23 protein-coding genes are annotated in these 25,739 nt (G+C 72.1%); 7 read left to right on the top strand and 16 right to left on the bottom strand.

The window, feature by feature from the left end; all coding sequences use genetic code 11:
* Positions 1 to 124: 124 nt before the first annotated feature.
* Both BLR90_RS18930 and BLR90_RS18925 read left to right on the top strand, forming a co-directional pair.
* On the top strand, positions 125 to 703 hold the full coding sequence (locus BLR90_RS18930; RefSeq protein ID WP_091026798.1) for an SACE_7040 family transcriptional regulator: 579 nt from the start codon (positions 125 to 127) through the stop codon (positions 701 to 703).
* Positions 704 to 719: 16 nt separating this feature from the next.
* Positions 720 to 1,439: a peptidoglycan-binding domain-containing protein gene (locus tag BLR90_RS18925; RefSeq protein ID WP_091026797.1), complete on the top strand. Its 720-nt coding sequence runs from the start codon at positions 720 to 722 to the stop codon at positions 1,437 to 1,439.
* A 7-nt stretch (positions 1,440 to 1,446) separates the two neighbouring features.
* Here BLR90_RS18925 and BLR90_RS18920 read toward each other — a convergent pair whose 3' ends face one another.
* Genes BLR90_RS18920 through BLR90_RS18910 form a run of 3 tightly spaced genes read right to left on the bottom strand, consistent with a single transcriptional unit; the run spans position 1,447 to position 6,280 of the window.
* The gene (locus BLR90_RS18920; protein ID WP_245715404.1) at positions 1,447 to 2,796 is read right to left on the bottom strand and encodes an MFS transporter; all 1,350 of its coding nucleotides are present in this window, start codon (positions 2,794 to 2,796) and stop codon (positions 1,447 to 1,449) included.
* Between the two features lie 48 nt (positions 2,797 to 2,844).
* Complete coding sequence (locus BLR90_RS18915; protein WP_091026795.1) at positions 2,845 to 3,528, bottom strand: SWIM zinc finger family protein; 684 nt, start codon at positions 3,526 to 3,528, stop codon at positions 2,845 to 2,847.
* Positions 3,529 to 3,541: 13 nt separating this feature from the next.
* Positions 3,542 to 6,280 carry a DEAD/DEAH box helicase gene (locus BLR90_RS18910; protein ID WP_425433650.1) on the bottom strand — a complete coding sequence of 913 codons (2,739 nt, stop codon included), beginning with the start codon at positions 6,278 to 6,280 and terminating at the stop codon, positions 3,542 to 3,544.
* Between the two features lie 124 nt (positions 6,281 to 6,404).
* On the opposite strand from BLR90_RS18910, the gene BLR90_RS18905 reads away from it, so the two are divergent.
* Complete coding sequence (locus tag BLR90_RS18905) at positions 6,405 to 6,893, top strand: glutathione peroxidase (protein ID WP_091026793.1); 489 nt, start codon at positions 6,405 to 6,407, stop codon at positions 6,891 to 6,893.
* A gap of 75 nt (positions 6,894 to 6,968) precedes the next feature.
* Here BLR90_RS18905 and BLR90_RS18900 read toward each other — a convergent pair whose 3' ends face one another.
* Together BLR90_RS18900 and BLR90_RS18895 are read right to left on the bottom strand one after the other, a co-directional pair.
* Positions 6,969 to 8,012: an NAD(P)H-dependent amine dehydrogenase family protein gene (locus BLR90_RS18900; RefSeq protein ID WP_091026792.1), complete on the bottom strand. Its 1,044-nt coding sequence runs from the start codon at positions 8,010 to 8,012 to the stop codon at positions 6,969 to 6,971.
* 39 nt (positions 8,013 to 8,051) lie between these two features.
* Entirely contained in the window at positions 8,052 to 10,151 is a 2,100-nt protein-coding gene (locus tag BLR90_RS18895; protein WP_091026791.1) for a RecQ family ATP-dependent DNA helicase, read from the bottom strand.
* Between the two features lie 121 nt (positions 10,152 to 10,272).
* Between BLR90_RS18895 and BLR90_RS18890 the strand changes: the two genes are divergently transcribed.
* The gene (locus BLR90_RS18890) at positions 10,273 to 10,986 is read left to right on the top strand and encodes an MFS transporter (RefSeq protein WP_218029461.1); all 714 of its coding nucleotides are present in this window, start codon (positions 10,273 to 10,275) and stop codon (positions 10,984 to 10,986) included.
* Positions 10,987 to 11,002: 16 nt separating this feature from the next.
* Here the strand turns inward: BLR90_RS18890 and BLR90_RS18885 are convergent, their stop codons facing one another.
* From BLR90_RS18885 to BLR90_RS18865, 5 genes are read right to left on the bottom strand one after another with little or no spacing between them, the layout of a single operon-like run.
* Positions 11,003 to 11,974, bottom strand: coding sequence for an ABC transporter substrate-binding protein (locus BLR90_RS18885; RefSeq protein ID WP_091026790.1), 972 nt, complete (start codon positions 11,972 to 11,974; stop codon positions 11,003 to 11,005).
* A 50-nt stretch (positions 11,975 to 12,024) separates the two neighbouring features.
* The gene (locus BLR90_RS18880) at positions 12,025 to 13,980 is read right to left on the bottom strand and encodes an ABC transporter permease subunit (protein ID WP_091026789.1); all 1,956 of its coding nucleotides are present in this window, start codon (positions 13,978 to 13,980) and stop codon (positions 12,025 to 12,027) included.
* A complete protein-coding gene (locus BLR90_RS18875; RefSeq protein ID WP_091026788.1) occupies positions 13,980 to 15,008 on the bottom strand; it encodes a quaternary amine ABC transporter ATP-binding protein in 1,029 nt (342 codons plus the stop codon). Before BLR90_RS18875 ends, BLR90_RS18880 begins: the two co-directional genes overlap by 1 nt.
* A gap of 43 nt (positions 15,009 to 15,051) precedes the next feature.
* Entirely contained in the window at positions 15,052 to 16,989 is a 1,938-nt protein-coding gene (locus BLR90_RS18870) for a M13 family metallopeptidase (RefSeq protein ID WP_091026787.1), read from the bottom strand.
* Between the two features lie 42 nt (positions 16,990 to 17,031).
* On the bottom strand, positions 17,032 to 17,430 hold the full coding sequence (locus BLR90_RS18865; RefSeq protein WP_281245430.1) for a hypothetical protein: 399 nt from the start codon (positions 17,428 to 17,430) through the stop codon (positions 17,032 to 17,034).
* A 206-nt stretch (positions 17,431 to 17,636) separates the two neighbouring features.
* Between BLR90_RS18865 and BLR90_RS18860 the strand changes: the two genes are divergently transcribed.
* Entirely contained in the window at positions 17,637 to 18,266 is a 630-nt protein-coding gene (locus BLR90_RS18860; protein WP_091026785.1) for a hypothetical protein, read from the top strand.
* A gap of 25 nt (positions 18,267 to 18,291) precedes the next feature.
* The gene (locus tag BLR90_RS18855) at positions 18,292 to 18,606 is read left to right on the top strand and encodes a putative quinol monooxygenase (protein ID WP_091026784.1); all 315 of its coding nucleotides are present in this window, start codon (positions 18,292 to 18,294) and stop codon (positions 18,604 to 18,606) included.
* A gap of 67 nt (positions 18,607 to 18,673) precedes the next feature.
* Here the strand turns inward: BLR90_RS18855 and BLR90_RS18850 are convergent, their stop codons facing one another.
* Genes BLR90_RS18850 through BLR90_RS18830 form a run of 5 tightly spaced genes read right to left on the bottom strand, consistent with a single transcriptional unit; the run spans position 18,674 to position 24,212 of the window.
* Positions 18,674 to 19,465, bottom strand: coding sequence for a 2-phosphosulfolactate phosphatase (locus tag BLR90_RS18850; RefSeq protein ID WP_091026783.1), 792 nt, complete (start codon positions 19,463 to 19,465; stop codon positions 18,674 to 18,676).
* Entirely contained in the window at positions 19,458 to 20,594 is a 1,137-nt protein-coding gene (locus BLR90_RS18845; RefSeq protein ID WP_091026782.1) for a glycosyltransferase, read from the bottom strand. Before BLR90_RS18845 ends, BLR90_RS18850 begins: the two co-directional genes overlap by 8 nt.
* On the bottom strand, positions 20,591 to 21,553 hold the full coding sequence (locus tag BLR90_RS18840) for an NADPH:quinone oxidoreductase family protein (protein ID WP_091026781.1): 963 nt from the start codon (positions 21,551 to 21,553) through the stop codon (positions 20,591 to 20,593). The genes BLR90_RS18845 and BLR90_RS18840 overlap by 4 nt, the downstream gene beginning before the upstream one ends.
* Positions 21,554 to 21,573: 20 nt before the next feature.
* On the bottom strand, positions 21,574 to 22,794 hold the full coding sequence (locus tag BLR90_RS18835; protein WP_091026780.1) for a M15 family metallopeptidase: 1,221 nt from the start codon (positions 22,792 to 22,794) through the stop codon (positions 21,574 to 21,576).
* Positions 22,791 to 24,212 carry an MFS transporter gene (locus BLR90_RS18830; protein WP_245715403.1) on the bottom strand — a complete coding sequence of 474 codons (1,422 nt, stop codon included), beginning with the start codon at positions 24,210 to 24,212 and terminating at the stop codon, positions 22,791 to 22,793. The genes BLR90_RS18835 and BLR90_RS18830 overlap by 4 nt, the downstream gene beginning before the upstream one ends.
* A 24-nt stretch (positions 24,213 to 24,236) precedes the next feature.
* Between BLR90_RS18830 and BLR90_RS18825 the strand changes: the two genes are divergently transcribed.
* The gene (locus BLR90_RS18825) at positions 24,237 to 25,088 is read left to right on the top strand and encodes a GTP-binding protein LepA (protein WP_245715402.1); all 852 of its coding nucleotides are present in this window, start codon (positions 24,237 to 24,239) and stop codon (positions 25,086 to 25,088) included.
* Positions 25,089 to 25,142: 54 nt separating this feature from the next.
* Here BLR90_RS18825 and BLR90_RS18820 read toward each other — a convergent pair whose 3' ends face one another.
* Entirely contained in the window at positions 25,143 to 25,727 is a 585-nt protein-coding gene (locus tag BLR90_RS18820) for a TetR/AcrR family transcriptional regulator (protein WP_245715401.1), read from the bottom strand.
* Between the last annotated feature and the right edge of the window lie 12 nt (positions 25,728 to 25,739).

The raw sequence follows: 25,739 nt of genomic DNA, 5'->3' as shown, positions 1-25,739 counted from the left end.
CCGCTCCGCTTGTAACTCACCGTTACTGCATCTAGCTGGCCCGTATACGGGCACGACACAAGAAGTAACGGTGAGTTACATAAGCCCACCCGCGCGGAGCGTTAACGAGCGCTAACCTCCTTCCGTGGCCACCACCCGGGCAGAGGAGACGCCGACGCGCCGTGAGCAGATCCTGGCCACCGCGGCCGACCTCTTCGCCGCGCGCGGCTTCCACGGCGTCTCGGTCGCCGACCTCGGCGCTGCCTGCGGCATCTCCGGGCCGGCGCTCTACAAGCACTTCGCCTCCAAGGACGCCGTCCTGGCCGAGATGCTGGTGACGATCTCGGAGCGCCTGCTCGACGTCGGCCGCACCCGCGTCGCCCGGGCCGACGACGCCGACGCCGCGCTGCGCGGCCTCGTCGACTGGCACGTGGAGTTCGCGCTGCACCACCGCGCGCTGATCATCGTCCAGGACCGCGACTGGGAGTCGCTGCCCGCCGACGCCCGCGAGCGGGTGCGCTCGCTCCAGCGGGAGTACGTCGACCTGTGGGCCGCCCAGCTCCGACTGCTGCACGACGGGCTCGACCTGACCGCCGCCCGCGCCATGGCGCACGCGGCGTTCGGGCTGATCAACTCCACGCCGCGCACCGGCTCACTGCCCGACCCCTCCCTGCACGACCTGCTGATCGAGATGGCGCTGCGCGCGCTGCTGCCCCCTGCCTGAGACCTAGGCTGGAGGGATGCGCGTCGGACGGGGACTGTGGCTGCCGCTGGTGGCGGCGCTCCTCGGCGCCACCGCCGGCGTCACGACCGCCGTCGTCGTCGACGACGAGCCCGGGGGTCCCGCCACCACCCAGGACCCGCTCGACGTGAAGATCCCGTTCGAGAACCTGGACTGCACCGGACAGGCCGTCTACGTGCTCGGCTACGGCGACACGGCGGCGGCGATCCGCTACACCGTGATCAACCATCCCGACGAGGACGTGCGCTACCTGAGCACCGCGTCGTCGTGCGACACCCACTGGGCACGGAAGAACGCCGACGACCCGGCGTACGTCGCCTACAGCGGTCCCTACGACAGCCCGGCCGAGCCGTGCGCCAAGCGGATGACGGCCAAGCTCGACGACGTCGCGCTGCTGATCGAGGGAACCGACTCCTACGTGCAGTGCGTGTGCGAGCTCCCCAACAGCGACCTGCCGGTGCTCGAACCCAGTGACGAGACCACTCCGGAGCTGGCGATCTGGGTGCGGGCGCTGCAGAACGCGCTCATCGACCTCGACACCGCGTCCGGGCGAGAGGGCGGCTTCCGCGCAGGCGACGTCACCGGGATCTTCGACGAGAAGACCGAGCGGCGGGTCCGGGAGTTCCAGGAGGAGGTCGCGGACATCAACCCGAGTACGGGGATCGTGGACTCCAAGACGTGGGCGGCGATCACCGTGCGGCTCTGCGAGAAGCTGTAGGACGAGGTCAGGGGATCGGCCCGACGACCGGAGGCTCGGCGTCGATGAGTGAGGGCGGGCCGGTGGCGGCCCCCTCCTCGGGGTCGGGGGCCGACGCCCGGGCGTCGGCCAGCACGTCGGCAGGGACGTGCTGCTCGATGAAGCGTCGGGCCATCCGGGTCGAGGGGTGGATGCCGATGGTGGCGAGCACGATGATGCCCGCGATGACCAGCCAGCCGGCGGCACCCCAGTTCATCGCGAGGAACGTGTAGAGGGCCGGCGCCCACACGCGGCCGAGCGTGCTGCTGAGCTCGGCGGCCCCCTGGTAGGCGCCGCGTTGGCGCGGGTCCATCAGCTCGGCCTCGAAGGCCCAGCTGGCGGCGGAGAGGTAGAGCTCGGCGCCGGTCACGGTGACGTGGCCCAGCCAGACCAGCGCGATCGTGGTCCAGCCGACCGTGTCGTGGGTCGCGAGCGTGATCAGGCAGGAGACCACGAAGAAGGTGGACGACAGCCGGACCGCCTTGAGCGCGGTCGGGACGTCGTGGACGCCGCGGGACGCGGCCATGGGCAGGAAGATGCACATCACCGTGTTGGTGCCGAACAGGAAGGCCAGCAGCACCCGCGGGGCGTCGGTCTCCTCGATCAGCCACAGCGGGATCACGATGTTGAGCAGCACCTGGTTGGTCCAGAAGACGCCGCCGAAGAACTCCGTGAGCAGCCAGCCCGGGTTGCGCAGCGGGCCGGGCCCGGGGATCTTCACCTTGCGGTCCTCGGCGGTGCGCTCGTCGTGCGGCGCCCGCGGCAGCCGGGTGATCGCGGCGGCGTTGACCAGGAACACCGCCGCGGTGAACCACGGCAGGGCGTGCAGGACGGTGTTGGATTGGAACGCCAGCGCGATGCCGCCGAGCAGGGAGCCGAGCGTGAACCCGACGTTGAGGGCGGAGTACATGTAGGCCCGCGACCGCACCCGCTCGTCGGCGGCCAGCACGTCGATCGTGTAGGCACCGTGCGCGGCGCCGCCGAGGGCGCCGATGACCTCCATGGTCACTGCCATCAGGACGTAGCCCTGGAAGTCGTCGATGAACGGCCACACGGCGAACATCGCGGCCTGCCCGGTGGCGCTGACGGCCCACATCTTCTTCGGTCCGAAGCGGTCGACCAGCTTGCCCATCGGCAGGGCGGCCACGAAGGAGGCGGCGCCGGCGATGGTCAGCCCGAGACCGACCTGCGCGGCGGACAGGCCCACGATCTGGGTGAAGAACACCGCCGACCCGGTCATGAAGGTGCCCTCGCCGAGCGCGAAGAGGAGGGACTGGACCGCCAGCCGGCCCGCCAGGGGTGACGGCGGGCGCGCGTGGCGGAGGAGGGCGGCGATCATCACGGTGATCCTCCCTGGTTCCACCGACAGTGTCGTGCCATTTTCTCCTCAGAAAAGGTGGTCGATCGGGCGGTCCGGGTCGTCGACGAGCTCGAGGATGCGGGCCGCGCGTACGGCGGCGTCGAGCGCGGTGTCGACGTCGTCGGCGCGGGCCGGCGCCGGCTCGTCGGTGGACGACGTGCGGGCGTGGAGGTCGGCGAGCAGCCGCTCGCGCGGCATGCCGCGCAGGTGGAGCAGCACGAACGGGTCGGTCTCGACGAGCCAGGTGAGCTGGTAGAGCACGGCGAGGGCGTGCGGGCAGGGGTCGGCCCAGAAGCCGCACGTGCACGACGCCCCCAGCTCGGCGCCGTACGGCAGCAGCTCGACGCCGGTCTGCTCGGCGTGCTCGACCAGGGAGTGGGGCAGGTCGCCGGCGAGGAGGGCGGCGACCCGGCCGGACTCGGCGGCGACGGTCTCGACCAGGGCGGACAGGCCGGCGTCGTCGAGCACCGGGACCGTGCCCGAGGCGGTCACCAGCCTGCCGTCGTCCTCGACGCTGGCGGCGAAGCTCCCGGTGTCGACGGTGATGCCGCCGACCCGGCCGGCGCGGGCGAGGCCGCGCGCGGTGCGCAGGTCGGTCTCGGTGTAGGCGGACTCCTCGACCGCGCGCACCCAGGCCTTGCCCCACCAGTTGGTCGCGCGGGCGGCGCTGCGTCTGGGGGCCAGTCGGGCATGTACGACGGGCTGGCCCATCACGGCTTCCCGGTCATGGTCGTCTCAGCGTCACCAGGTCGCGCAGCTCGTCGTTGCCGAGCTCGGTCAGCGCGCCCTCGCCGCGGCCGAGCACGGAGTCGGCGAGCGAGCGCTTGCGGGCCAGCAGCTCGGCGATCTTCTCCTCGATCGTGCCCTGGGTGATCAGCCGGTGCACCTGGACCGGCTTGGTCTGCCCGATCCGGTAGGCCCGGTCGGTGGCCTGCTCCTCGACGGCGGGGTTCCACCAGCGGTCGACGTGGATCACGTGGTCGGCGCGGGTGAGGTTGAGCCCGGTGCCGCCCGCCTTGAGCGACAGCAGGAAGACCGGGACCTCGCCGGCCTGGAACCGCTTGACCATCGCCTCGCGCTCGCGGACCGGGGTGCCACCGTGGAGGAACTGGTGGGGCAGCCCGGCCTTGGACAGGTGGGTCTCGAGCAGCCGCGCCATCGCGACGTACTGGGTGAAGACCAGGGCGGCGCCGTCCTCGGCGAGGACGGTGCCGAGCAGCTCGTCGAGGAGGTCGAGCTTCTCGGAGCGGCCCGAGAGGCGACCGGTCGACTGCTTGAGGAAGTGGGCGGGGTGGTTGCAGATCTGCTTGAGGCCGGTGAGCAGGGCGAGCACGAGCCCGCGGCGGGTCTCCTCGTCGGCCCGCTCGATGCGCTCCATGCTGTCGCGCACGAACGCCTCGTAGAGCACGACCTGCTCCTGGGTCAGCCCCAGCGGGTGGTCGGTCTCGGTCTTGGCGGGCAGCTCGGGGGCGATGCCGGGGTCGGACTTGCGGCGGCGCAGCAGGAACGGCTCGATCAGGTCGGCGAACTGGCGGGCCTTGGTGGGCTCGAGCCCGGACTCGATCGGGCCGGCCCAGACCTTGCGGAAGGCGTTGCGGCTGCCGAGCAGGCCCGGCGTGGCCCAGTCGAGGATCGCCCAGAGCTCGGTCAGGTTGTTCTCCACCGGGGTGCCGGTGAGGGCCACCCGGGCTTCGCTGGGGATCGCGCGCAGCGCGCGGGCCGTCGAGGACTGGGGGTTCTTGACGTGCTGCGCCTCGTCGGCGACCACGAGGTCCCAGGCGACGCCTGCCAAGGTGGCGTGGTCGACGCGCATGGTGCCGTAGGTGGTGAGCAGGAAGCCCCCGTCATCGGAGAGGCCGTCGAGGGAGCGCTGCCCGCCGTGGAAGCGGCGTACGGCGACCCCGGGCGCGAAGCGCTGGATCTCGGCCTCCCAGTTGCCGAGGAGGCTGGCCGGGCAGACGACCAGGGTCGGGCCGGTGGCGCCGGCGTCGCGGCGGTGGAGGTGGAGCGCGATCAGGGTGACCGTCTTGCCCAGGCCCATGTCGTCGGCCAGGCAGGCGCCCAGCCCGAGCTCGGTGAGGTCGGCCAGCCAGGTCAGGCCGTGGCGCTGGTAGTCGCGCAGCGTCGCCCTGAGCGTGGGCGAGGGCTCGACGGGGTCGCGGGTCGCGGCGGTGAGTAGCTGCTCGCGCACCTTGAGCAGCGAGGCCCCCACGACCACCTGGGTGTCCTTGGCCTCGCCCCACTCGTCAGCCGCCTCGAGCTGGACGACGCCGGTCAGGGCGGTGGCGATCGCCTGGACCGGCTTGACGGTGCGGACCAGCCGCTTCTTGGCCTTCTTGGCCATCGCGGGGTCGACGACGGTCCAGCTGCCGCGCAGCTTGAGCACCGGGGCGGCGGCGTGGGCGAGCTGGTCCATCTCCGCGTCGCTGAGCGGCTCGCCGTGCAGCGCCAGCTGCCACTTGAAGGCGAACATCGCGTCGGTGGACAGGATCCCCTTCTGGAGCGGCTCCTCGCGCTTGCCCGTCGGCGCGCGGTCGAGCACGGCCGTCGCGGTCAGGTCGCGGCCCAGGCTGCGCGGCCAGAGCACGTCGACGCCGCGCTCCTTGAGCGCACCGACACCGACGTCGAGGAGGCTGACCAGCTCGTCGGTGTCGAGGGTGATCTCGTCGGGGACGCGGAGCTCGAGCAGCCGGTCGAGCGGCGGCCATGCGTCGGCGGCGGCGCGCAGGGCGATGCTGGCGTGGGTGCGGGCCCGCTCGCCGAACCCGTGGCTGGCGCGGAGGCCGGACTCGGTGAACAGCACGGCCGCGTCGCAGATGTGGAGGGGGTTCTGCTCGTCCTGGACCTGGAGCACGACGCGCACCGCGCCCGCCACCAGCTCCTCCTCGTCGGCCTCGACGCGCAGCGAGATCGTCACCAGCTGCGGGAGGTCGTGGTCGGGCGTGCTCAGGTGACGCGCGAGCCGGGCCTGCAGGCGTGCCTCGAACTCCTGGCCGCGCTCGGTGTCGGCCCCGGGACCGCGCGACGTGCCGGCCGCGCTCGGCATGCTCGCGCGCCGGGCGGTCGCCAGCGGCGCCGACCGGGGCATCGCGTCGCTGACGGCATCGAGCATCTGTCGCACGAGCGCCTCGGCCTCGCCGCCGGCCAGACCGTCGTACGACCTCGAGCGGGCGAGCATCTCGACCCGGTCGGCGTCGTCGGCGTCGAGGGGGCCGGCCCGCCAGCTGTGGCCGACCTGGGCCGGCTCGAACTTGCCGGCCGCGACCAGGCGCATGCCGAGCAGGGCGGCGCCGCTGAGCAGCCCGACGCTGGGGTGCACGTCGTCGCGCGCGTGGGCCTTGGTGAGCACCGGGAGCGCGGCGCGGATCGGCAGGGCCACCGTGCGGCGCTCGTCACTGAACTCGACCACGCCCTCGCGCGGCGGGTCGGCCGGGCGGAACGTCGCCGGTCCGGTGACGGGCACGAAGCTCAAGCACACCTCGGTGGCGGTCGGGGCGAGTGGTGACAGGGGAGGACTCTGACCGTAACGCCCGGCACCGACTGTGGGTTCCCGGCGTGCTCCTAGGAGGTGGTTCTAGGCTTCGGGCATGAGCATCCTCGACGCGCCCCTGGCCAAGCTCGACGGCACCCTGGGCACCCTCGCCGACCTGACCGGCGGTCGACCCGCCCTCCTCGTCAACGTCGCCAGCAAGTGCGGCCTGACGCCTCAGTACACCGGCCTGGAGGAGCTCCAGGAGACCTACGCCGGGCGCGGCTTCACCGTCGTGGGCGTGCCGTGCAACCAGTTCGGCGGCCAGGAGCCCGGCAGCGCCGAGGAGATCGCCGAGTTCTGCTCCGCGACGTACGGCGTGAGCTTCCCGATGTCGGAGAAGGTCGAGGTCAACGGCGACGGCCGGCACCCGATCTACCAGCAGCTGGTCGAGACCCCCAACGAGAAGGGGGAGGCCGGCGACGTCCAGTGGAACTTCGAGAAGTTCCTGCTCGCCGCCGACGGCTCGGTCGTCGCCCGCTTCAACCCCGGCGTCGAGCCCCACGACCCGATCCTGGTCTCCGCCATCGAGGCCCAGCTCTCCTGAAATTTCGCCGTCGTCGGGATAGTCCCTAACACCAGAGACCAGTAAGAGCCCTCTCATGGACCCTCAGGTTGGGGACTACCCCGCGAAGCGGCCGGTGATCGGGGGGAGGTCGGCGAGGGTCTTGATGCCGGGGGCGGCGGCGACCACGGCGGGTACGGCGTTGGTGACCGGCATGGCGGTGTAGATCATGCCGAGCCCCATGAAGCCCTCCTCGGTCCAGTCGGCCGGCGGCAGGCAGTGGATGACCGTGCGCATGTTGGGCAAGCCGAAGACCTGGATGACGTGGCCGTGCGCGAGCGGCTTGGGCGGGGTGACGTGCGAGCCCATGGTCCAGTTGAAGCCCACGCTCACGACGTTCTTGTCGCCGACCCAGCCGCGGTGGTAGCCCATGACGCCGCCGACGGTGCCGGCCGGGATGGTCATGAAGCCGAGGTCGGAGTCGCCGGTCGCGGCCGTGAACTCCACGTCGAAGGTCATCCGGTCGAGCGTCACGCCGAGCGCGTCGGCCATCATCGCCGCCGACTCCGCGAACACCTCGCTCTCGCGCCGTACCGACTCCGCCAGGCCCGGGGTGTCCGGTGCCTGCGAGAAGCCCATCGCCGTCTGCGTGCCGGCCGACTCGTACGTCGAGCAGTCGACCGACTCGGTGATCCGGATCTCGTCGACCCGCTCGCACGAGCCACTCAGCGCCATCCCGACCAGGTTGGTCATGCCCGGGTGCGCGCCGCTGCCGAAGATCGTCGACTGCCCCGCCTCACAGGCCGCCCGGATCCGCGCCAGGTCCTCCGGTGACTGCTTGCCCCCGGTGATCCAGGCCGCGCTCGAGCAGACGTTGACGCCGTTCTCCAGCAGCGCGACCAGCTCGTCGATGCTCGGCCACAACGGGTTGTAGCAGCAGGCGTCGGGCTTGAGGGCCAGCAGCGCGTCGACGTCGTCGGTCGCGAGTACGCCGGTCGGCTCGGGCCAGCCGCACAGCTCGGCCGCGTCCTTGCCCACCTTCTCCGCACCGTGGGCGAAGACGCCGACCAGCTCCAGGTCCGGCCGGCTGAGGATCGCGTGCAGCGAGCGCTGCCCGATGTTGCCGGTCGTCCACTGGATCACGCGCAAGGGTACGGTCATGCGCGCCAGACTAGAACGTGTTCTAGTGAGCGTCCAGGTTCAGCTCTGCAGCGCCAGCACCAGCGGGAGTACGTCGGTCGCGCCGGCCTGGCGCAGGGCGTAGGCGGCGCGGGTGAGCGTCCAGCCGGTGACGACGAGGTCATCGACCAGCAGCACCGGCCCGGCGGGGACGTCGCCCTGCAGGGAGTAGCGCCGGCCCACCGCGGAGACCCGCTGCGCGGAGTTCATCGCACCCTGGCCAGGCGCGACGTCGGGGTCGACGATCGCGTAGCGCGCCACCACCGGCACCTTGAGGAAGCGCGACAGCCCGTCGGCCAGGTTTTCGGTGAGCGTCGGGCGGGTCGCGGACTCGACGACCGCGATCGCCTCGACGTGGGGGCGCCAGTCGCCGAGCACCTCGAGCACCGCCTTGACCAACGGCACCGGCACCGGACCGTCAGGGGTGCCGGGCCGGAACAGCTCGCGCAGGGCCTGGCCGTAGCCCAGGTCGGTCAGCCGGGCGACCGCCCGGCCCTCGGACGCGCCGGCCGAGATCTTGCCCTTGAGGTCGATGCCCATGGACGCGAGCCCGGTGGGCCACATCTTGCGCGGCTCGACCACGACGCCCGGCCGCGACAGCCGCGCCTCGGCCTCCTCGACGGCCGCGCTGGAGACGTCGGACGACAGCGCCAGCCCGCCGCAGTTGTCGCAGCGGCCGCAGGGCTCGGCCTGGGGGTCGTCGAGCTGGTCGCGCAGGAACCACATCCGGCACTTGTCGGTGCGGAGGTAGTCGATCATCGCCTGCTGCTCGCGCTCGCGGGCCTCAGCGACCCGGCGGTAGCGCTCCTCGTCGTAGGCCCACGGCTGGCCGGTGGACTCCCAGCCGCCGCGGACCCGGCGTACGGCACCGTCGACGTCGAGCACCTTGAGCATCGTCTCGAGCCGGGTGCGGTTGAGCTCGACCTGCGTCTCGAGCGCCGCGGTGCTCAGCGGACGGCCCTCCTCGGCCAGCACCTCGAGCGTGCGGCGTACCAGCTCCTCGCGCGGGAAGGCGAGCGAGGCGAAGTAGGCCCAGATGTCGCGGTCCTCGATCGCGGGCAGGAGCACCACGGTCGCGCTGTCCTGGTCGCTGGCCAGGCCACGGCCGGCACGGCCGACCTGCTGGTAGTAGGCGACCGGCGACGAGGGAGCCCCGAGGTTGACCACGAAGCCGAGGGTCGCGTCGAAGCCCATGCCCAGCGCGCTGGTCGCGATCAGCGCCTTGACCTTGCCGGCGATCAGGTCGGCCTCGAGCGCGAGCCGCTCGGTCTGCTCGGTCTGGCCGGAGTAGGCGGCGACGTGGTGACCGCGCGAGCGGAGGTAGTCGGCGACCTCCTGGGTGGCGGCCACGGTCAGGCAGTAGACGATGCCGGAGCCGGGCTGCTCGGACAGGTGGTCGGCCAGCCAGGCGAGCCGCTGCTGGGCGGTCTTGAGGTGGACGACGCCGAGCCGCAGCGACTGCCGGTCGAGCGACCCGCGCAGCACGAGCACGCCGTCGCCGAGCTGCTCGCCGACGTCGGAGGTCACCCGCGCGTTGGCGGTCGCGGTCGTGGCGAGCACCGGGATGCCGGTCGGCAGGTCGTCGAGGAGGGTGCGGATGCGGCGGTAGTCGGGCCGGAAGTCGTGGCCCCAGTCGGAGATGCAGTGCGCCTCGTCGACGACCAGCAGCCCGCAGGTCGCGGCCAGCCGGGGCAGCACCTCGTCGCGGAAGCCCGGGTTGTTGAGCCGCTCGGGGCTCACCAGGAGCACGTCGACCTCACCGGCGCGGATCGCGTCGTGGGTGGACTCCCAGTCCTCGAGGTTGGTGGAGTTGATGGTGACCGCGCGGATGCCGGCCCGCTCGGCGGCGGCGATCTGGTTGCGCATCAGCGCGAGCAGCGGCGACACGATGACCGTCGGCCCGGACCCCTGCTCGCGCAGCAGCAGCGTGGCCACGAAGTAGACCGCCGACTTGCCCCAGCCGGTGCGCTGGACGACGAGCGCGCGGCGCTTGTCGACGGCCAGCGCCTCGATCGCGGTCCACTGGTCGTCGCGCAGCGACACGTCGTCGCGACCCACCAGGGCACGTAGGTGCGCCTCGGCCGCCTCGCGGACCGGGCTGCGTACGTCGGTGGGGCTCATGCCCGCATGTCTACCAGCGACTCCGGACAGTCCCGGATTCCCATTCCCGATCGAATCAGTATGGTTACACCAGTTATGTCACGATCTCTCGAGGAGACCTCCATGGCTACCCATCGGCGGGTTGGTCTTCGGTCACTTCGGTGACCGGATCGGCCGCAAGACGATGCTGATCTGGACCCTGGTCATCATGGGCGTCGGCACCGCGGCGATCGGACTGCTGCCGACGTACGACGAGATCGGCGTCTGGGCACCCATCCTGCTCGTCGTCCTGCGGGTGCTCCAGGGCATCGGCGTCGGCGGCGAGTACGGCGGCGCCGTGCTGCTCGCTGTGGAGTTCGCCCCCGCGCAGCGGAGGGGCCTCTTCGGCAGCTTCGCGCACATCGGCGTCCCCGGCGGGCTGTCCCTCGCCTCCGGTGCGTTCGCGATCGCCAGCCAGCTGCCCGACGAGGCCTTCCTGGCCTGGGGCTGGCGCGCCTGCTTCCTGGTCAGCATCGTGCTGCTCGCCATCGGCGCCTGGATCCGGCTGAGCATCATGGAGACCCCGGCGTTCCAGCAGGTGCAGGCTGAGCGACACCTTCGGGCGCAAGCGCGTCTACAACACCGGCGTGGTGGTCGCGATGCTGTTCGCGTTCCCGGCGGCCTGGCTGGTGCAGAGCGGGTCGACCCTCGGCGTCGTCGCCACCTTCGTCGGCGGCCTCGGCGTGATCTACGGGATCGTCTACGGCCCGCTCGCGGCGTTCCTGCCCGAGACCCGCGGGCGCGACCTGCACGAGGACGAGGCGCCCCGGATCCCGGTGGCTCCGGAGACCCGGAGCCGCAGCACGCCCTGCGCTGACGCTGGGGCGGCGCAGTCACTCGAGCCAGGCGTCGACCTTGTCGGGGTTGTCCTCGACCCACTTGGCGGCGGCGTCCTCAGGCTCCATCTTGTCCTCGGAGATGTACTTCGCGACGAGGTTCTGGTCGTCGTTGGTCCACTCGAAGGCCTTGACCAGGTCGTAGGCCGGGCTGCCGGACTCCGCGAAGTCCGTGGCCACGATCTTGTCCAGGACGTACTCCGGGTAGTCGCAGGCGACCTGTTCGGGCACGGCGTCGCAGCCCTCGGTGTACGGCGGCAGCGACACCTTCGCGAGCGGGACCTCGGACAGGAACCACTGCGGGTCGTAGAAGTAGCCGAGCAGCGGGGTGCGGTTCTCCTCCGCCTTGCGGAACTCGGTGATCAGCGCGGCCTCGCTGCCGGCGTAGACGACCTGGTAGTCGAGGTCGAGGTTGGCCACGAGCGCCTCGTCGTTGGTGACGAACGACGGGTCGCCGTCCAGGACCTGCCCCTTGCCGCCGGACTCGGAGGTCTCGAACAGGTCGGCGTAGCCGTTGAGGTTCTCCCAGTCCAGGATGTCGGGGTACTCCTCGACCATCCACGGCGGGACGTACCAGCCGATGATCCCGATGTTGCCGTTGGGACCGGCCTCCTGGGCGGTGCCCTCGCCCTCGATGTACTTGGCCTTCTCGGCCTCGTGACCCCAGTTCTCGATGATCACGTCGATCTCGCCGGTGCTCATCCCCTGCCAGGCGACGCCCTCCTTGACGTCCTTGTACTCGACGTCGCAGCCCAGCCGGCTCGCGGCGACGTAGCCGACGACGTGCGCCGAGGCCTCGTAGCCGACCCACGGGTTGACCGCCATGTCGAGCTTGCCGCAGTCGGCACCGTCGGGGGTGTCGGCGGTCTCGATGTCACCCTCGCCGCATCCCGAGAGAACGGCCAGGCCGATCCCGAGCACGGTGGCAGCGGCTACGGCAGTGGTACGCCGTCCGGTTCGTCGTGCCATGAAGTTCCTCTCGTGGGTCCGGCGCGGAGCCGGACTGGTGGGGTGGCGCGTCATTGTCGTCCATAACGAGCGGCAGCCCGTCGGGTGACCCTGTCGAGCATGATTCCCAGCGCCACGATCGCGATCGCCGCCGCGAGCCCCTTGCCGAACAGCTCCGGCTGCGAGAAGCCGGCGACCACCAGGAACCCGAGGCCGCCACCGCCGACCAGGCCGCCGATGACGACCATCGACAGCACGTAGAGCAGTCCCTGGTTGGCGGCCAGGACGAGACCCTCGCGCGCCATCGGCAGCTGGACCTGCGTGATCACCTGCCAGCGGCTGCTGCCCACCGAGGTCGCCGCCTCGACGGTGGTCGGGCTGACCCGTCGTACGCCGTCGGCCACCAGCTTGGTCGCGACCGGCACCGCGTAGAGCACCGCGGCGAGGATCGCCGTGAGGCGGGTGGCGCCGAACAGCGCCACCGCGGGGACCAGGTAGACGAACGGCGGGATGGTCTGGAAGGCGTCGAGGAGTGGGCGCAGCACGAGGTCGGTCTTCCGGCCGCGGCCCATCGCCACGCCGAGCACGACGGCGGCCGCCATCACCAGCACCGCCGCGACCAGCGTCAGGTTGAGCGTCACCATCGCCTCGTGCCAGAGCCCGGTGCCGAGAATCACCAACAGGCAGAAGGCGGTGGGCAGCGCCGCCCGGAGGCCGCCGAGCAGGAAGCCGACGGCCAGGAGGACGGCGGCCATGAGCCACCAGGGTGAGTCCGCCAGCAGGGACTGGAGGGGGTTGAGCAGCCCGTAGGTGACGGCGTCCTTCACCGCCCCCGTCGCCACGTCGATCCGCCCGACGGTCGACGCGGTGGCCCGGCTGACGTGGTCGGCCAGCCAGCGGCCGGCGTCGAGCCGCTCGGGGAACTCCGCGGCCCACAGGTAGGTGCGCGAGACCTGGACCGCGACCACGACCCCGACCAGACCGGCGGCCAGCACGACCCGGCGGCGGCGCACGGCGGCCGGCGTCTCCCGCGCCCGTACGACGGTCCGGTCACCGGCCGCGGTGGTGGTGCGGTCGAGCACGATCGCCATCAGCACGATCGCCAGCCCCGCCACGAAGGCGGCGCCGACGTCCAGCGACTCCAGGGCCTTCTCGACCGGCCCGCCGAGGCCGGGACCGTTGATCAGCGTCGCGATCGTGGCCATCGACAGCGCCGCCATCGTGCACTGGTTGATGCCCACCACGATCGTGCTGCGTGCCAGGGGCAGCTGCACCTGGCGCAACAGCTGCCGGCGCGAGACGCCCAGCGAGTGCGCCGCCTCGACCGCGGGCGCGGGCACGGTGCGCAGCGCGAGCTCGGTGATCCGGACCAGGGGCGGCAGCGCGTAGACCAGGGTCGTCACCACCGCCGCGGCGGGCCCGATCCCCCAGAACAGGGCCAGCGGGGTGAGGTAGGCGAACGCGGGCATCGTCTGCATGGCGTCGAGCACCGGCGTGACGGCCACCGAGACCGCGCGGCGCCGGGCCATGGCGATCCCCAGCGGGATGCCCACGAGCAGGCAGATCCCGACCGCCATCGCGGTCACGACCAGCAGGTCCATGCTGTCCTGCCACAGCCCCAGGACGCCGAAGCTGCTGGTGCACACGGCCACCAGCAGGGCCGGGCGCCACCCCGCCACGGCGTACGCGACCCAGGTGAACAGCACGAGCACGCCCAGCCAGCCCACCTCGGGCACCGGTCGCGAACCGGCGGGACTGCTGACCAGCTCGGCGAGGAACGTGAAGACCGCGTCGAGCACGTCGCGCGCCCCGCCGACCAGCGTGTCGAGGACGAAGCTGCCGTCACGGGCCGCCTCGATGTCGTCGCGCAGACCGGTGAGCCAGCGGCTGAGGCCGGTCTGCTCGGCGCCGCCGATGACGAGGGTGTCGCGGTCCTCGAGCAGCCGCCAGCCGACGACCCAGGCCACGAGCACGGCGAGCAGCCCGAGAGCGGTACGACGGCGCGGCGGCGCGGTCGCCGTACCCATCAGGGCGGGTCCTCCTCGGCGACGACGACCCGGAGGATGGCGTCGGTGTCGACGATGCCGACCAGGACTCCGTCGTCGACCACCTGCACCGGGTGCCGGGAGGCCAGCGCCGCCTGGGCGGCGCGGCGCACGATCGTGTCGGAGCCCATCACCGGGCCCTCGGTGGAGTCGGTCGCGCGCGGGGCGCGCATCACCCAGCGCAGCGTGAGCACGTGGGAGCGCGGCACCTCGGCGACGAAGTCGCGCACGTAGTCGTCGGCCGGCGCCCCCACGACCTCGTCGGGCGCGCCGACCTGCACCACCTCGCCGTCCCGCATGATCGCGATCCGGTCGCCGAGCCGCAGCGCCTCCTGGAGGTCGTGGGTGACGAAGAGCATCGTCTTCCCGAGCTCGCGGTGCAGCCGGATGACCTCGTCCTGCATGTCGCGGCGGATCAGCGGGTCGAGGGCCGAGAACGGCTCGTCGAGCAGCAGGATCCGCGGGTCACCGGCGAGCGCCCGGGCGAGACCCACGCGCTGCTGCATGCCGCCGGACAGCTGGTCGGGGTAGGAGAGCTCGTAGCCGGTGAGGCCCACCAGGTCGACGATCTCGCCGGCCTTCGCGCGCCGCTCTGCCTTACCCATGCCGCGGACCTCGAGGCCGTAGGCGACGTTGTCGATCACCGGCCGGTGCGGCAGCAGTCCGAAGTGCTGGAAGACCATCGAGACCCGGTGTCGGCGCAAGTCACGCAGCTGGGCGGGCGAGGCGTTCGTGACGTCGACGCCGTCGATCTCGACTGTGCCCGCCGTCGGCTCGACCAGCCGGGTCAGGCAGCGCACCAGCGTCGACTTGCCCGAGCCCGAGAGGCCCATGACCACGAAGACCTCGCCGGGCGCGACCTCGAACGACACGTCCCGGACCGCGGCCACGCAGCCGGTCGTCTGCTTGAGCTCGGCGCGCGACAGGTCCGCCTGGGGCGTGCCCATGATCTTGTCGGCCCGCGGTCCGAAGACCTTCCACAGGGAGCCTACGGTGAGCGCTGCCGTCATCCGCCGTACCTCTCGTCGAGGTCACGGTAGTGGGACAGCAGCCTCACCAGATCCGGACGCGCTGGGCGGGGTCCAGCCAGAGGCCGTCGCCCTCGGCGGTCTCGAACACCTCGTGGAACTCGTCGAGGTTGCGCACGATGTTGGCGCGGAACTCCGGCGGGCTGTGCGGGTCGATGGTGAGGTACTGGCGCTCCTGCTCGGTACGCCGCTTCGTGCGCCACACGTAGGCCCAGTTGAGGAACAGCGAGCGCCGGTCCTCGATGGTCGCCGAGCCGTCCTGCGAGATCACGTAGGCCTTGTGGCCGATCGTGAGCCCGCCGAGGTCGCCGATGTTCTCGCCGACGGTCAGCGAGCCGTTGACCTTCTCCTCCGGCAGCGCCCGCGGCGAGAACGCGTCGTACTGCTCGACGAGCGCCTTCGACTTCACCTCGAAGGCCGCCTTGTCGTCGGCGGTCCACCAGTCGTTGAGGTTGCCGGCGCCGTCGTACTGCGCCCCCTGGTCGTCGAAGCCGTGCCCGATCTCGTGACCGATCACGGCGCCGATGCCGCCGTAGTTCTCGGCCGGGTGGGCGTCGGGGTCGAAGAACGGCTTCTGGAGGATCCCGGCCGGGAAGCAGATCTCGTTGGTGCCGGGGTTGTAGTAGGCGTTGACGGTCTGCGGCAGCATGAACCACTCGTCGGGGTCGACCGGCGAGCCGATCTTGCCCAGGTGGCGGTCGGTCTCGAACGCCGAGGCCGCGGCCACGTTGCCGAGCAGGTCGTGCGGGTCGGCGTGCAGCGCGGAGTAGTCGCGGAACTTCTCGGGGTAGCCGATCTTGGGCCGGAACGTCTCGAGCTTCTCGTAGGCCCGCTGCTTGGTCTCCTCGGTCATCCAGTCCAGCTTGGAGATCGACTCGCGGTAGGCCGCGAGCAGGTTGGCGACCAGGTCGTCCATCAGCTCCTTGGAGCGCGGCGGGAAGTGCCGGGCGACGTACTCCTTGCCGACCGCCTCGCCGAGCGCGCCCTCGACCAGCGCGACCCCGCGCTTCCAGCGGGCGCGCAGCTCGGGGGTGCCGTTGAGGGTCCGGCCGTAGAAGTCGAAGTTGGTCTCGACGAAGTCGTCGGTGAGGTACGGCGCGGCCGAGCGCAGCACGTGCGCGAGCAGCCAGGCCTTCCAGTCGGCGAGCGGCACCGACTCGAGCACCGTCGAGAGGTGCGCGAGGTAGGACGGCTGGCGGACGCACACCTCGGCGATCGTCTGCTCGTTGCCGCCGAGGTTGGTGACGTAGGCGTCCCAGTCGAAGGCCGGGCACAGCTCCTTGAGCTCGGCGGCAGTGAGCAGGTTGTAGGTCTTCTGCACGTCGCGGGTCTCGGCCCGCTCCCAGTGACCGGCTGCCAGCTGGGTGTCGATGGCGAGGATCGTGGTCGCCGCCTCGGGAGCGTTCTCGTGGCGGTCGAGCCCGAGCAGCCGGGTGAGGTAGGCGACGTAGGCGTCGCGCTGCTCGGCGAACTTGTCGTCGCGGTAGTAGGACTCGTCGGGCAGCCCGAGCCCGCCCTGGGTGATGTGGAACAGGTAGCGGTCGGACTGCCGGTCGTCGGTGTCGACGTAGGAGCCGAAGAGGCCGTGGCCGCCGATCCGCTCGAACTCGCCGAGGAAGGCCGCCAGGTCGCGTACGTCGCGCAGCGCGGCGACGGCGTCGACCAGGGGCCGCAGCGGCCGGGTGCCGAGCTTGTCGATGCGCTCGGTGTCCATGAAGGAGGCGAAGAGCGCGCCGATCTTGCGGGCGTCCTCGTCGCGGGGCTCGCCGGCCGCGAGCTCCTCGATGATCACGCGCACGTGCTCCTCGGCCGCGTCGGCCAGCTCGACGAACGGTCCCCAGCTGGAGCGGTCGGAGGGGATCTCGACCTCCTCCAGCCAGCGGCCGTTGACGTGGCCGAACAGGTCGTCCTGCGGGCGGATGTCGGGGTTCATGCCGTCACGGGCGTCGTCCAGGATGCTCACCCTCCGACCCTAACCGGCGACCCCGTGGCCGCGGGTGGGTAGTCAGGCCGCGGGACCCTTGCGCCGTACGTCGTCCACCGACTGCATCGCCTCGCGCAGCTCCGCCAGCCAGTCCTCCTCGTGCTGCCCGACCAGGCGCACGCACCAGGCCAGGGCGTCCGAGCGCGAGCGAGCCACGCCGGCGTCGACGAGGGTGTCGAGGACCAGCCGCTGCGGCTGGCGCAGCCGGGTCATCATCGGCGCCGCAACGTGGGTCCACAGCTCGCCATGGCCCGTGCCCGGGCCGACGTGCACGCCCCACGACACCTTGGCGTCGTAGCGGTGCTGGGCCTCGCGGGCGATCTCCATGCGCCTGGCGCGGGTCTCCTCGCGGAACGCCTTGGCCCGCCCGGCCCGCGCCTCGGCGACGGTGACCTCGGAGGCGTCGTCGCCCAGCTCCACGTCGGGGATGGTCAGCAGGACCGTGATCTCCTCACGGTCGGTCGTGATCTGCGGCGGTGCGGCGGTGCGGCGGCAACTCCGGCTCGCAGGACCGGATCCGGCTCACCCTGGTCTGCGCCGACGCGGCCCAGCCATTGAGCTGAATGCCAGGACCGCGAGTCGGCTGCGGGTCTACGCTCGGCGCAGCCGACTGGGGGGAGACCAGCGTGGTTCGCAGCTTCGTGTCCTGCGTCGTGTCCTGCCTCGTGCTCGTGCTGCTCGCCGGTGGGCTCGCGGGCTGCTCGCTGCCCGAGGAGAAGCCGGACCGCCAGCACCGGATCGACGCCGGGCCGCTGTCGGCGCTGCCGCCCGGGGTGCGGTTCCACCGGGAGACCGGAGGCACCCGGCTGGTCACGTTCGGAGCAGTGACGCTGTGCTCGGCCGAGTCCGGAGCCGACATCCGGCTGGACGGCGTGCGCTACCAGGCGGAGCCGGCGCCGCTGGTCATCAGCCCGTGGCTGCGCGTCGTACCCGCCGCCGTTCACCGCGACGGCGGAGCACCCTTCGACTGGCGACCCCTGCTCGTCGCCACCGGCTACCCCGGACACCTGCGCGGCGGCACCTGGCTCGGCACCTACGAGAAGGACGTGGCCGACTTCCGGGTGGACCAGGTCTGCCTCGGGGCCAGCGACCTCGACTCGCGGAGGATCGAGCTGGTGACCGCCCTCAAGGTCGGCCGGCAGGGCACCGCGGTCAAGAAGATGTTCGTCGACTACCACGTGGGCGAGACGCGGTACACGCTGCTGATCCCCGGCCAGCAGGTCGTCTGCGGCAGCGTGGTCAAGTCCGCCTGCTGACCTCCCGGGCTGCTAGAACTTGCGCATGACTGATGGCCCCAGCAGTGAAGTGCTCCGCGTCGTAGCCACCATCCCGATCACCGCCGAGGGCGTCGCCGCGGCGGGCGCCGCGCTGGCCGCGCTCGCCGCCGCCTCAGAGCGCGACGAGGAGGGCTGCGTGGGCTACGAGGTGTTCGAGTCGACCTCGGCCCCCGGCACCTTCGTCACCATCGAGGCGTGGCGCAGCGTGGACGACATGAACGCGCACATGAGCACCCCTCACGTCGCGGAGGCGTTCGGCGTGCTCGGCCCGCTGCTCGCCGGTGAGCTCGGGCTGCACACCCTCAAGCCGCTGGCCTGAACGCCCCGTCCCCCGCGAGTCGGCGTCTTTCGGGCGTGCACAAGCGCCGACTCGGCCTTGGACCCGGTCAAGCCGCTGGCCTGAACGCCCCGTCCGGGCCCAGCAGCGGTACGACGTCGCTGACGTCGAGCTGGGCGGCGATCCGGACGTCGTCGGCGAAGCCGACCGCGGCGAGCTCCAGTCCTCCGGCGCAGCCGGCCAGCGCCGCGGCGAGTCCCGCCTCGACAGCGCGGAACGCGTCTCGGGCCAGCGCCGCCTCCGGGCTGAGGTCTCCCTGGGTCAGGGCGTCCAGCACCGCGCCCGCGCCCCACAGGTCCTCGGCGGCCGGGCGCAGCGACCCGTCGGGCCACCGCTCTCCCGCCGGTACGACGGCAACGGTCGCCCCCGCGGCGACCCGGGGCGCGAGCCAGGCGGCGACCGCGGCGCGGTTGCGCAGGCAGGCGCCGACCACCTGCGCTCCGGAGCCGGCCAGGGCGGCACAGATGGTGGAGCCGTTGGGCGAGGGCAGCACGATCCGGTCGACGCCCTCGACGCCCTCGACGCCGGCCATCGCGGCCGGCGACAGGCTGACCGCCGACCCACCCGCCTCCCGCTGCTCGAAGCGGCCGACGGCCAGGACCGCGCCGAGCGACGCGGCGTACTCGGCGGCCCGCTCGTCCTGCCAGCGGTAGGGGTGAACGGTGATGCCGCGTTCGACCGCGACGGTGAGCGTGGTGGTGAACGACAGGACGTCGACGACCACGGCCACGTCGGCGCCGGCCGCGACCGCGGCGCTGCCGGTGGGGCCCCACTCGAGCCGGACCCGGTGCCCGGCCTGGGCGTGCGCGGCGATGCGCGGGTCGGGCACTGCGTCAGCCATGGGCCACAGCCGCCGTGATCCGCTGGCGCACGAAGGCGGCGGTGCGGTCGAGGGTGCGGGTGGCCAGGTGGTGGGCGCGGGCCCGCTCGCCGAGCTCCTCCGCCTGGCTCGGGTGCTCGTGCACCCAGCGCAGGTGGGCCGCGGCGGCGTCCAGGTCCGGCTCGCCCCACTGGGCCTGCGGCGGGTAGGGCCGGTGTCCGGGCCCGATCGGCACGCGGCTCGCCGGCACCAGCAGGGCGGTGCTCTCGTCCATGAAGTCAAGGTTGCCGGAGTAGCCCGTCGCCACCACCGGCCGCCCCCGCACCATCGCCTCGGCCAGGGTCAGCCCGTAGCCCTCGGCGCGGTGCAGGGACGCGTAGGACTGGCAGCCGTCCATCAGCGCACCGAGCTCGGCGGCACCGACGTACTGCTCGAGCAGGTGGACGTCGCGGCGACGCGCGGCGGCGGCGCGCAGGAGGTCGCGCTCCTCGGGCTTGAGGTGGCCGTTGATCGCCTTGACCACGAGCGTCGGACCCTCCCCGTCGACGAAGGCCCGGCCGAACGCCTCGACGAGCCCGAGCGGGTTCTTGCGGTCGAAGACGCTGAGGTGGTCGAAGGCGGTGAGCATGTAGGGGCCCTCAGGCAGCCCGAGCGCGGCGAGGTCGAGCGGCGGCGCGGGCTCGGGCACGCGGGTGGGCAGCGGCACGGTGCGCACCGGCTTGTCGGTACGGCGGGCCACGGCCCGGCGGTTGTGCTGCGACAGGGTCCAGACCTCGTCGACCAGCGCGAACGCGTCGGCGTACGCCGGGAAGCGCTCGACCTCCCAGGCCCAGACGCCGATGACGTACCGGTCGCGGTGCAGGTCGGGGGCGTCCTCAACCCACTGCGGGAACTGGTCGGCGTTGACGACCGCGACCGTGACCTGGTGCGGGTCGCCGGTGGTCTCCTCGAACGCCACGTCCTGGCGGCTGCGGGTGCGCCGGTGCACGCGGGTGGTGAACGGGAGGCCGGACCTCTCGGTAGCCTCCACGAGCAGCCGGCCGAGCTCGCCCACCCCGAGCTCGCCGGTGAAGTAGCCGGCGAGGTTGACCCCGAGGGCGGCCCCCTCAACGGGATCGGCCGTGCGCCTGCGTCGCAGGCGTGGGCTCACTGGAGCCTCACGACGGACTTCCCGAGAGTGCGGCGCTCGTCCATGTCGACCAGGGCCTGGCCGAACTCCTCGAGCGGGTAGACCTTGCCGATCGGCGGCTTCACCACACCGCTGTCGATCATCGGCACGAGCGCCTGCCACTGCTCCTGCATGTAGCCGGGCCGCGTCATCGCGTAGGCGCCCCACCCGACCCCGCGCACGTCGACGTTGTTGAGCAGCAGCCGGTTGACCTTGACCTGGGGGATGCCCTGCCCGCCCGCGAAGCCGACCACCAGCAGCCGGCCCTGGGTGGCGAGCACCCGCAGCGAGTCGGTGAAGGCGTCGCCGCCGACCACGTCGAGCACGATGTCGACGCCCTGGCCGCCGGTCAGCTCCATCACGGCGCCCTTGAACCCGTCGAGCAGTACGGCGTCGTCGGCGCCGGCCGCGCGGGCCACCTCGGCCTTCTCCTCCGTGCTGACGACCGCGATCGTGCGGGCGCCGTAGCCCTTCGCGACCTGGAGGGTGGCGGTGCCGACCCCGCCGGCGGCGCCGTGGACGAGCACGGTCTCGCCCGCCTTCAGGTTGCCGCGCTCGGCGAGGGCGAACTGCGCGGTGAGGTAGTTCATCGGCAGCGCCGCGCCCTCGTCGTACGACATCGCGTCGGGCAGCGCGAACGTGAACATCGCCGGGACGATCGTGCGCTCCGCGGCGCCGCCGTAGGCGCCTACCGCGGCGACCCGCTGGCCCGGCTCGAAGCCCGGCCCGCTGATGACGGTGCCCGCGATGTCGACGCCGAGGGTGAACGGCGGCTCCGGCTTGAGCTGGTACTCACCGCGGCTCAGCAGCAGGTCGGGGAACGACGTCCCGACGCTGTGCACCTCGATCAGCACGTCGGCGGGACCCGGCGTCGGCTCGGGGACGTCGCGGATCTCGATGTCGGTGGGGCCGGTGGTGGTCACGACCTGGGCAGCACGCATGCCGGGAGGCTACCGAGGATTCAGCGCGGCTCGACGAGCCGGTTCATCTCGAAGTGCATGGGGTCGGTGTAGCCCCAGTCGCCGCCCCAGGCGAAGCCCCACTTCTTGAAGATGGCCACGACCCCGCGGTCGATCTCGCCGACGGTGCCGCGCAGGTTGCCGGGCACGTTCAGGTCGAGCGCGAGCCCGAAGGAGTGGTTGGACAGCGTCGTGGACCCGGCGATGAAGCGCGGGTAGTAGCAGCCGGCGTACTCGTTGGGGTGGATCTCGGCGCCGAGGCCCGAGGTGACGATCTCCTCCAACGCCGCACGCAGCTGCGGGAAGATGTAGACGTTGCAGGTGACGGTGCCGAGGATCGGCACCTCCTGGGTGTCGACGTGGCTCGCGACCCACGACGCCTCCGGCGCGATCCGGCCGCCGCCGAGCACGGTGTAGTTGAACGTCCCGACGACCTCGGAGACGGTGCCCACCACGACCGCGGTCTGCTGCACGGCCGGGTCGATGCCGTTCTGGCTGGCGACGTCGGTGAGCTGCACCGACGCGCCGGAGCCCAGCGCCTGCTGCACGTCCTTGCGCAGCGTCTTGGGGTCGGTGGGGAGGGTGGAGACGAGCAGCGCGTTGCCAAGCACCATCCCCTGGTCCTCGAGGGCCGCGCCCCACTTCTCGTTGACGACCGCGTCGACCAGCGGGATCTGCGGGGCGTAGGCGCCGACATGGACGAAGGGCGCGTCGTCCTTGACCCCGAGCTTGACGAAGCCGTTGGCGTCGAGCGGGAGCCGCTTCTCCAGCGACTTCACGACCGCCATCTCACCGTCGGCCACCCGGTCCCAGACGGCCTGCGTCTCAGCCGCGTCGTACGGCGTGAAGTTGCGGTAGGTCGCCGGGTCGACGGCCGCGATGTTCATCAGCCGGTTCTCGATCGGCACCTGCGCCTGGGAGAACTGCACGACGCGCCGGACACCCTCGATGCCGCTGACCGCGGCGACGTCCTCCTCCGTGAACGCGGCCGTGCCGATCACGATCATGTCCGAGGCCTCGATCGGGCCGACCCGGGGCCCGGGCGGGTCCATCGCGAACGCCGGGTCCAGCGCCGGCCCCGTGGACTCCGGCGGGGCGGAGGAGCTCGGCGCGGTGCTCGGCTCGCCCACCTTCGGCTCGTCGCTCGCGGATGGGGAGCACGCGGGCGTGACGGCAAGCGCGACCACCAGCCCGGCCGCACCCAGGGCGCGTGTCCCCCTCATGTGTCCTCCCTCACACCGAGGGTAGTTCGGTCCTGGGGATTGCGGATCGTGAACCACGAGAGCGCCCCTCCGACGACGAGCAGCAGCGCGCAGGCCAGCATCGCGCTGCCGTACGCCGCGTCGAAGGCGACCGGGTCGGCGTACTCCTCCCCGCCGAGCCCCACCGCGACCGGCAGCGCGGCCACTGCGAGCAGCGAGCCGGCCCGCGCCACCGCATTGTTGACGCCGCTGGCGATGCCGGCGTGCTCGTCGGGCGCCGCGGCCAGCACGGTCGAGGTCAGCGGCGCCACCATCAGCGCCAGGCCCAGCCCGAAGACGGTGATGCCGGGCAGCACGTCGGTCCAGTAGACGACGTCGGCGTCGACGCCCAAGAGCAGAAGGGTGCCCGCGGCCATCACCACCGGACCGAACGACATCGGGACCCGCGGCCCGATCCGGGCGCCGAGCTCGCCGCCCTTGGCGGCGAGGAACAGCATGCAGACCGTGACCGGCATCGTGGCGAGGCCGGCCGCGAGGGCGCCGTAGTCGCCGACGGTCTGGAGCTGCAGCGTCAGGAAGAACATGATCGCGCCGAGCGCCGCGTAGACCAGCAGGGTCATCGCGTTGGCGGCGCTGAACGTGCGGTCGCGGAAGATCTCGAGCCGCAGCATCGGCTCCCGGGTGCGTCGCTCGACCACGAGGAAGGCCACGCCAGCGAGCAGCGAGACGACCGCGGCGTACGGCGCGAGGCGGCCGCCCCACTCGATCAGCGCGTACGTCGTGCCGCCCAGCGCCGCGACCGCGAGCAGCGCGCCGGCGAGGTCGAAGTGCGTGGAGGCATGGGGGTCGCGGGTCTCGGGCACCCAGCGTTGGGCGATGACGACCGTGACCACCGCCAGCGGCAGGTTGACCAGGAAGATCCAGCGCCAGCTCGCGTAGTCGATCAGCACGCCGCCCACGAACGGGCCGATCGCGGCCGCGATCCCGCCGAGCCCGGACCAGGCGCCGATCGCCTTCGGGCGGTCGTCAGGCACGAACGCGCCCTGGATCATCGCGAGGCTGCCGGGGGTGAGCAGCGCGCCGCCGACGCCCTGGAGCACCCGGGCGGCGATCAGCACCTCGGGGTTGGGCGCGAGGCCGCACAGCAGCGAGGCGATCGCGAACCACCACGTGCCGAGCACGAAGACCCGGCGCCGCCCGAACCGGTCGCCGAGGGAGCCGCCGAGCAGGATCAGGCTGGCCAGCGAGAGCAGGTAGCCGTTGGTCACCCACTGGAGCTGGGCCAGGCTCGCGTCGAGGTCCTCACCGATGGTCTTGAGCGCGACGTTGACGACCGTCCCGTCGAGCAGAGCCATCCCGGAGCCGAGCGTGGCGGCCGCGATGACCGCCCGCCCGGTCGGCGTACCAAGCCGAACGCGCGACGCTTCCGAATCACTCACACGATGAACACTAGGATCCTTCCCGTGACCACGGCTGTGGCGACCGAGCGTCGGCTCGTCGAGCATGTCGACCGGCTGGCGCTCGAGCACCCGCCGATCGACCTCGACAGCGTGGACTTCACCGTGCGCCGGCCGGCCCTGCTGGCCTCGCGCTACGGCCACGTCCTGGACTACATGGCGCGCGTCGAGCTCGAGGTCGACCGCAACGTGCTCGAGCTGACGACGATGCTGCCGGACCCGCCCGAGGTCGACCGCTACTTCTACGCCGACGTCTGGCAGCCGCAGGAGATCCGGCACGGCTTGATCCTCGACCGGCTCCAGGTCGAGCTCGGCCGGCCGGCGACGGTCGCCGACGTCGACACCGTCAGCGCCAAGCTCAAGGTGCTGGGGGCGCTGGCCCACCTCGGCGCGTTCCAGGACGTCGTCCGGATGCTCTACTACCTCACCGGCATGGCCACCGAGCGCTCGGCCGTGCTGGCCTACAACCTGCTCCACGACGGGGTGCTCGAGCTGGGTGAGGACGCCGTCGCCCGCACGGTGATCGCGCCGATCCGTCGTCAGGAGCCCGGCCACTACGCCTTCTACCAGCTGTCGTCGCGTGGCCTCTGGTCCGAGCTCGCGGTCTGGCAGAAGTGGCTCGTGCGCCAGCTGCGGCGGCGCAGCTTCGGCCCGGTCGGCACCAACAACGCCGAGCAGCGCGCGGACTTCGGCGACGTGATGCAGACCCTCGGCATCGCCGACGACTCCGACCGATTCGCGACCCAGATCGCTCGGGTCGAGCAGGAGCTGCTCTGGGCACGCTCCGGCGGGCTCCCGGTGCCGCCGTACATCCTCGCTGCCTTCCGCGACGCTGTTCTCCTCGCCCGTTCACGTTGACCCGCCCGAAACTTTCGGGCGGGTCAACGTGTGGTGCGGTCAGTTTCGGGCGGGTCAACGCAGGACGCGGGCGGCGATCCAGGAGATGTCGTCGGCGGTGTCGGCCGGGGAGGCGCTGGGCTGCATGACGTGGCTGAGCACGACCCGGACGACCATGTCGATGACGGCGTCCAGGCGCTCGGGCGAGAGCGGTACGTCGTAGGGCGCGAGGCGTTCGGCGATCACCGCCTTGGCGACGGTGAGCAGCGACTGGGCGTGGGTGGTGAGCAGCGGCAGCAGCTCGGTGTCGGCGCCGTGGGTGGCGGAGACCACCGCGTGGAGCAGCCGGTTGTCCTGGGCGTGCTCGAGCACCGCGCGGGCGGCGGCACGGACAGCCCCGACGAGGTCGTCGTCGTGGGCGTCGAACGCGACGGTCACGACCGCGAGGAAGCGGTCGAGCTCGCGCAGGATCATCGCCTCGGCCAGGCCCGCCTTGGTGCCCATCTCGTTGTAGACGGTCTGCCGACTGACCCCTACCTCGTCGGCCAGCCTGGCCATCGTCACCTGCGACCAGCCGACCTCGGACGTGAGCCGGACCGCCGCGTCGAGCACGCGCTCACGCGTGGTGGCGTGGGGGGTCTCGAGACGGGGCTGGCTCACGTCCAGCAGCGT

The sequence above is a fragment of the Nocardioides szechwanensis genome (assembly GCF_900103935.1).
Classification (GTDB): Bacteria; Actinomycetota; Actinomycetes; order Propionibacteriales; family Nocardioidaceae; genus Nocardioides; species Nocardioides szechwanensis.
Note: the sequence above shows the minus strand (reverse complement) of the source record. Positions and strands in the feature narration are given on the sequence as shown.

Coding starts and splice junctions, on each gene's coding strand:
- BLR90_RS18925 (WP_091026797.1), top strand. CDS start 720: ATGCGCGTCGGACGGGGACTGTGGCTGCCGCTGGTGGCGGCGCTCCTC.
- BLR90_RS18920 (WP_245715404.1), bottom strand. CDS start 2,796: ATGATCGCCGCCCTCCTCCGCCACGCGCGCCCGCCGTCACCCCTGGCG.
- BLR90_RS18915 (WP_091026795.1), bottom strand. CDS start 3,528: ATGGGCCAGCCCGTCGTACATGCCCGACTGGCCCCCAGACGCAGCGCC.
- BLR90_RS18905 (WP_091026793.1), top strand. CDS start 6,405: ATGAGCATCCTCGACGCGCCCCTGGCCAAGCTCGACGGCACCCTGGGC.
- BLR90_RS18900 (WP_091026792.1), bottom strand. CDS start 8,012: ATGACCGTACCCTTGCGCGTGATCCAGTGGACGACCGGCAACATCGGG.
- BLR90_RS18895 (WP_091026791.1), bottom strand. CDS start 10,151: ATGAGCCCCACCGACGTACGCAGCCCGGTCCGCGAGGCGGCCGAGGCG.
- BLR90_RS18885 (WP_091026790.1), bottom strand. CDS start 11,974: ATGGCACGACGAACCGGACGGCGTACCACTGCCGTAGCCGCTGCCACC.
- BLR90_RS18880 (WP_091026789.1), bottom strand. CDS start 13,980: ATGGGTACGGCGACCGCGCCGCCGCGCCGTCGTACCGCTCTCGGGCTG.
- BLR90_RS18875 (WP_091026788.1), bottom strand. CDS start 15,008: ATGACGGCAGCGCTCACCGTAGGCTCCCTGTGGAAGGTCTTCGGACCG.
- BLR90_RS18855 (WP_091026784.1), top strand. CDS start 18,292: ATGACTGATGGCCCCAGCAGTGAAGTGCTCCGCGTCGTAGCCACCATC.
- BLR90_RS18850 (WP_091026783.1), bottom strand. CDS start 19,465: ATGGCTGACGCAGTGCCCGACCCGCGCATCGCCGCGCACGCCCAGGCC.
- BLR90_RS18840 (WP_091026781.1), bottom strand. CDS start 21,553: ATGCGTGCTGCCCAGGTCGTGACCACCACCGGCCCCACCGACATCGAG.
- BLR90_RS18835 (WP_091026780.1), bottom strand. CDS start 22,794: ATGAGGGGGACACGCGCCCTGGGTGCGGCCGGGCTGGTGGTCGCGCTT.